At 65.7% G+C, this 6,079-nt stretch carries 5 protein-coding genes and 1 pseudogene; all 6 read right to left on the reverse strand.

Translation table 11 applies throughout. The features are described from left to right. Window position 1: 1 nt before the first annotated feature. Window positions 2-898: a branched-chain amino acid ABC transporter permease gene (locus EN869_RS10110; RefSeq protein ID WP_167498488.1), complete on the reverse strand. Its 897-nt coding sequence runs from the start codon at window positions 896-898 to the stop codon at window positions 2-4. Next, the gene (locus tag EN869_RS10115; protein WP_127225500.1) at window positions 898-1,821 is read right to left on the reverse strand and encodes an ABC transporter ATP-binding protein; all 924 of its coding nucleotides are present in this window, start codon (window positions 1,819-1,821) and stop codon (window positions 898-900) included. The genes EN869_RS10110 and EN869_RS10115 overlap by 1 nt, the downstream gene beginning before the upstream one ends. A gap of 113 nt (window positions 1,822-1,934) precedes the next feature. Beyond that, window positions 1,935-3,038, reverse strand: coding sequence for a dimethylsulfone monooxygenase SfnG (sfnG, locus tag EN869_RS10120; RefSeq protein ID WP_127225499.1), 1,104 nt, complete (start codon window positions 3,036-3,038; stop codon window positions 1,935-1,937). A 166-nt stretch (window positions 3,039-3,204) separates the two neighbouring features. Further along, a complete protein-coding gene (locus tag EN869_RS10125) occupies window positions 3,205-4,623 on the reverse strand; it encodes an FAD/NAD(P)-binding protein (protein WP_127225498.1) in 1,419 nt (472 codons plus the stop codon). Beyond that, window positions 4,620-5,792, reverse strand: coding sequence for an FMNH2-dependent alkanesulfonate monooxygenase (gene ssuD / locus EN869_RS10130; protein WP_127225497.1), 1,173 nt, complete (start codon window positions 5,790-5,792; stop codon window positions 4,620-4,622). The genes EN869_RS10125 and ssuD overlap by 4 nt, the downstream gene beginning before the upstream one ends. Before the next feature lie 97 nt (window positions 5,793-5,889). Continuing rightward, window positions 5,890-6,079: pseudogene (locus EN869_RS10135) on the reverse strand (FMN reductase); the annotation flags it as partial.

Genomic DNA, 6,079 nt, shown 5'->3' on the forward strand with positions numbered 1-6,079 from the left:
CTCAGACCCTTTCGACAAGCTTCTGGCCGAACAGGCCGGACGGACGGATCAGGAGGAAAACGAGCGCCACGACATAGGCGAACCAGCTTTCGATGCCGCCGCCGAAATAGTCGCCGATATAGACCTCGGCGAGCTTTTCGCTGGCGCCGATCAGGAGCCCGCCGACAATGGCGCCGAGGATGGAATCGAAGCCGCCCAGCACCAGCACCGGAAGCGCCTTGAGCACCACCAGCGAGAGCGAGAACTGGACGCCGAGCCGCGCGCCCCACAGCAGCCCTGCCACCAGCGCAACGAGGCCGGCCGCGGCCCACACGCTGGCCCAGATCAAGGGCAGCTTAAGCCCAACGGCAAGGGCGGCGAACTGGTCGTCGGCGACAGCGCGGAAGCTTAAGCCGATGCGGGTGTAGCGGAAGAACAGCGACAACAAGAGCACCATGGCCGCGGCCACCGCGGCGGCGAAGATATCGAACTGACTGATCAGCACACCGCCGACGTCCAGCGGCACGTCCTCGATGCCGAGCTCGAGGCCGTGCACTTGCGTGCCCCAGATGAGCTGGGCGGCGCCCTCGATGATATAGGAGAGACCGAGCGTCGCCATGAACAGCGTGATCGGCGGCTTGTTGGTGAGCGGCCTCAGCACCGCGCGCTCGATGCCGATGCCGAGCGCCACCATGATGGCGAAGGTGACGGCCAAAGCCAGCGCGAAGGGAACGCCGCGCTCGACCAGGCTGACGAAGGTCAGAGCCGCGAACAGCAGCAGCGCCCCTTGGGCGAAGTTGAGCACGCCGGATGTCTTGTAGATCAGCACGAAGCCGATCGCGACCAGCGAGTACATGACGCCCGACAGCAGACCGCCGGTCAGGACCTCGAGGAAGAACTGGTAGTCGAAATCGCCGATCATATGCCCGCTCCGTCCTCATTGTCGGAGGCGACACCGAGATAGGCATCGATGACGCGCTGGTCGTTTCTGATCTCGTCGGGCGCGCCGTCGGCGATCTTGCGGCCGTAGTCGAGCACGGCGATGCGGTCGGAGAGCCCCATGACGACGCCGACATCGTGCTCGATCAGCACCACCGTGGTGGCGAAACGGTCGCGCGCGGCGCGTATATAGGCCGCCATCTCGTTCTTCTCGGTCGCGGTCATGCCGGCCATCGGCTCGTCGAGCAGCAACAGGCGCGGTTCGGCGACCAGCGCGCGGGCAAGCTCGACCCGCTTCTGCAGGCCGTAAGGCAGCGTGCCGGCCAACCGGTCGCGCACGCCGGTCAGCTGCAGGAATTCGAGGATCTGGTCGGCGCGGCCGCGCTGGTCGGCCTGCTCGCGACGCGATCGGCCAATCCCCAGAATCTGGCCGGCGAAATTCGATCTGGTCCTGTAGGCAATGCCGGATGCCACATTGTCGAGGACGTTGAGGCCTTTGAACAAAGCGAGGTTCTGGAAGGTACGGGCGACTCCAAGGCGCGCCAGCTGCTGTGTCGGAACCTGGGCGTAGCGCGCGCCATTGAGGTGGACACGGCCGCGATCGGCCCGATAGACACCGCTGATGACGTTGATCAGCGAGCTTTTGCCGGCGCCGTTCGGGCCGATGATCGCCCGTATCTCGCCGGGGGCGACGGACAGGTCGACGTCCGCCAACGCCACCACGCCGCCGAAGGCCAGGCCTATGCCTTCGAGCGAAAGAAGCGGCGCGGCGCCTTCGGCGACAGGTTGTTCAGGCTTGCCCTCAAGCGCCTGCGGCTTGCTTGCGGGCAGCCCCTGCGCATGGATTTCCGGCGCATAGGCCGAAGCCTCGATCGCCCCGAAGGCATGGCTGGATATCGGCATTCCATCGTCCCCAACTGCAGCGAAGGCGCGCACGGTCCCGGCCGCGCGCTCAATTGAGCGTGCGGTCATGATCGTCGGCTGGCCGGACGATCTCCGGCCAGCGGCTTGCTTTGTTATTCGGCGGCCAGCGCCGCCGCAGCTTCCGCGTTTTCCAGCTCGCGCACGAGCGGGATGACATGCTTGCCGAAATACTCGACCTCTTCCTGGAAATGCAGGAAGCCGAGCAGGATGAGATCGGCGCCTGCCCGCTTGAGGTCGACGATGCGTTCCGCGACCTGGCGCGGCGTGCCGATCAGGTTGGAGCGGAAGCCGTCATTGTACTGCACGAGATCATCGAAGGACGACTTCGCCCAGTTGCCCTCGCCTTCCGGCGAGGCCTTGCCGGCATTTTTGACCTCATGGCCGAAGGCATTGACGGCTTCCGGATTGGCCTTGGCGATGATCTCGGCAAGCACGGCCTTTGCCTCTTCCTCCGTCTCGCGCACTATGGCGAAGGCGTTGACGCCGACCTTGACCGAGTGGTTGTTGGCCTTGGCCTTTGCCTGGATGTCGTCGACCTGCTTGGCGATTTCGGTCGGCGTGTTGCCATTGGTGAAGTACCAGTCGGACACACGCGAAGCCATGTCGCGCGCGGCCCGCGACGAGCCGCCCTGGAAGATCTCGGGCAGCGGCTTCAGCGGCTTCGGCTTCAGCGAATACTGGTTGAAGCGGTAGAAATCGCCGCGGAAGGTAAAGCTGTCCTCGGTCCAGATGCCGCGCAGCGCGCGGATGAACTCTTCCGAGCGGCGATATCGCTCGTCATGGTCGAGCCAATGCTCGCCGATGGCGTGGAACTCGCCGCGGAACCAGCCGGAGACGAGGTTGATGGCGACGCGACCATCGGTGAGGTAGCTGATGGTGGCGAGCTGCTTTGCCGCCAGCGCCGGGTTCCACGGTCCGGGCAGGATCGCGGCGATGACCTTCAGCGTCTTGGTGGCGGCGAGCAGGTCGTGGCTGAACGATACCGACTCATGCTGCTCGTCGGCGCCATAGCCGGCGGTGAAGCGGATCTGGCTCAGCGCGTAGTCGAAGCCGGCCTGCTCGGCGATCTGCGCCAGCTTGCGGTTGTACTCGGGCGAATGATTGGTCCTCTGCTCGATGTTCGAGATGACCAGCCCGCCCGAGACGTTGGGCACCCAATAGGCGAATTTGACTGCGTCGCGATCATTCTGCGGCATGGAGATCTCCCGGTTTGGCCTGTCCCAACGATCGATCCGGCCGTGGCCGGAAGCTGTCGCTAATTTATTAGTCTACTGATTATATATACAAAGTAGGATTTTCCGTTTTCGCGATGCTGTCCGAACGGAAATACCAATTTTGCGCGCCCGCATTCGTCGCTGATTTTCACCGGGCGACCTCGATCGCCGACTGGACGCAGAGCTGGGCTTCTATCTGCGAGGCGACCGTCTGCGCGTGACGGGCCACTTCCGGCAGGCCCATCAATTCGCCGAAGGTGCCGCGCGCCAGCGGGCCAGCGACAAACAGGCGGCCGAGGGGCTCACCCTTCGGACCGACGGCACGGCTGTCCGGAGCGGTCTCTATCCCGAGTCCGTGGCGGTCGATCCGGATCAGGCCGGCATCGGCAAGTGAGCCTAGCGCCGGATTGGCGTGCAGCGCCTTGCCATGCGCCGGTCCTGTGGTGTTGATCACCGCGTCGAAATGCATAGTCTCGAATTGCCTTTGGCCGCGGCGGCGCAAAGTGACGGCCAGGCCGTCTCCATCGTCGTTTGAGGCCACAAGGCTCGCGGCGATATTGTCGAACGTGCCCTCGGCGCGGCGGCGATCCAGCACCGCCTCGACCTGCGGCGCGATTCTGAACCGGTGCACGTCCCAGAACGCGCGCAGCCGGCGCACCAGCCGGGTGCGCTCATCCGGACTGAGGGCGGACCACAGCAGCGGGCCTTGCAGCCGCAACTGATCGAAGACCGACTGCCAGTTGACGCCGCCGGTCTCCGCCGCCGCCAGCGTCGAACGAACCCGCTCAAGCAAAGCAAGGGAGGTCGTGGCGGGCCCCGACGTAAAATCGCCGAACGGCTCGCCGCGCACCAGAGGATGCCCGCGCGGGCGCAATCCATGACGCGACACGGCAAGGATGCGCCCGCGATGGCCGCGGCGGTCGAGCTCGGCGACAGTGTCGGCCGAGGTCAGGCCGGAGCCCACGATCAGCACCGACGCTTCCGGAGCGATGGAGCCGAGCGCGTTCCCGGAATAGACATCCGCGACAAAGCCCTCCGCATCGGCGATCGGCGCAAGCGCGGCCGGAACACCGGGCGACGGGTGCGTCATGGCGAGGACCACCATGTCGGCGGCGATCTGTTGATTGGAAGTGGTCACGATCCAACCATCGCCGTCGCACTTCACGGCACTGGCGTGGTCTCGAACATGGCAGATCGCTCCGGTCTCGACATAGGGCGCCAGATGCTCGGCAATATAGCGGCCAAAGACACGGCGCCTCGGAAAGATATCGCCGTTGCGCCACACCGCAACCGGATCGCGCTCGGCCTCGCCGTCATGCGCCAGCCAGCGCGAAAAATGCTCCGGCTCGTCCGGCGGCAGGCTCATCCGGGACGCCGGCACATTGACGCGGTGCGACGGCTCCTCGCTGGAATAGGCGAGCCCGCCGCCGAGGAACGGGCGCGGCTCGATGACGGTGATCAATGGCCGCGTGGACTGACGCGCCAGATGCCAGGCCAAGGCCGCGCCGCTGAAGCCGCCGCCGAGGATGACGACATGGCTTTGTGGCCGGGGCGGCAGCGCCTTCACGAGGCGCTGGCGAGCGATTTCGGACGATGGTCGCCGGCGATGGTCTCGCCGAACGGACCCGTGTTGACGGACGACCCGGCGGCCTTGACCGGATGCTCGGTCGGCAAATGCGGCAGGACCAGCTCGCCGAAGCGGTAGGCTTCCTCGAGATGCGGGTAGCCCGAGAGGATGAAGGTATCGATGCCAAGACGCCGGTATTCGTCGATGCGCTCGGCAATGGTGTCGGGATCGCCGACCAGCGCCGTGCCGGCGCCCCCGCGCACAAGGCCGACGCCGGCCCACAGGTTCGGCGCGATCTCGAGCTTCGAGCGGTCGCCGCCATGCAGCGCGCTCATGCGCGCCTGGCCGACCGAGTCCATGCGCGCAAAGACTTTCTGCGCCGAGGCGATGGTCGCGTCGTCGAGGCGGCTGATCAGCCTGTCAGCCGCCGCCCAGGCTTCCTTGGTGGTTTCGCGGGCGATGACGTGCAGGCGGATGCCGAAGGAGAGCTTGCGGCCGGCTTTTTCGGCAAGCTCGCGCACGCCGTCGAGCTTGCGCTCGACATCGGCCGGCGGCTCGCCCCAGGTCAGGTACTTGTCGATCTCCTGCGCCGCAACCGTCGAACCGGCATCCGACGAGCCGCCGAAATAGAGTGGCGGATAGGGCGTCTGCACCGGCGGGAACAGCAGGCGGCCATCCTCGATGCGGAAATGCTTGCCATGATGCTCGACCGTCTCGCCGCTCAGCAATCGCTTGTAGACCTGCAGGAATTCCTGCGTCACCTCATAGCGCTCGGCGTGCGACAGGAAGATGCCGTCGCCCTTGTTCTCCAGCGGGTCGCCGCCGGTGACCACGTTGATCAGCAGCCGACCGTTCGAGATGCGATCGAGCGTCGCGGTCATGCGCGCGGCAAGCGTCGGCGACTGCAGGCCCGGCCGCACCGCGACGAGGAAGCGTAGCCGCTTCGTCAGCGGCGCCAGCGCCGAGGCGATAACCCAGGAATCCTCGCAGGAGCGGCCGGTCGGCAACAGCACGCCGTAATAGCCGAGCGTATCGGCCGCCTGCGCCACCTGGGTGAGATAGTCGAGATCGACCGCCCTGCCGCCTTCCGACGTGCCGAGATAGCGGCTGTCGCCATGCGTCGGCAGGAACCACAGCACCTTGATGCGATCGGGGATTTCGGCAGCCATGTCCGTTCTTCTCAATGAGACCAAATTGAAATCTGACCAAAGGGCATGGTGACCAAAGCCATCTCCCGCGTCTATCGATTTCTCCTGAGGAATTGGGCTATTCGGCCGCGACCTGTCGACTGGCCGCGCGGCGCAGAAGCGCGTAACCCGCCTCCTCGATCGCCTGCGCGGCGCGTTTGCGGATCGCCTCGGACACCAGCACGCCGTCGGCGAAATCCTTGTCCGTCGCATAGACGGCCGTCGGCAAGGCAAGGGCCTCGAAGAAGCCGAACAGCGGCCGCAACTGA

This window comes from Mesorhizobium sp. M2D.F.Ca.ET.226.01.1.1 (assembly GCF_004022705.2).
Classification (GTDB): Bacteria; Pseudomonadota; Alphaproteobacteria; order Rhizobiales; family Rhizobiaceae; genus Mesorhizobium.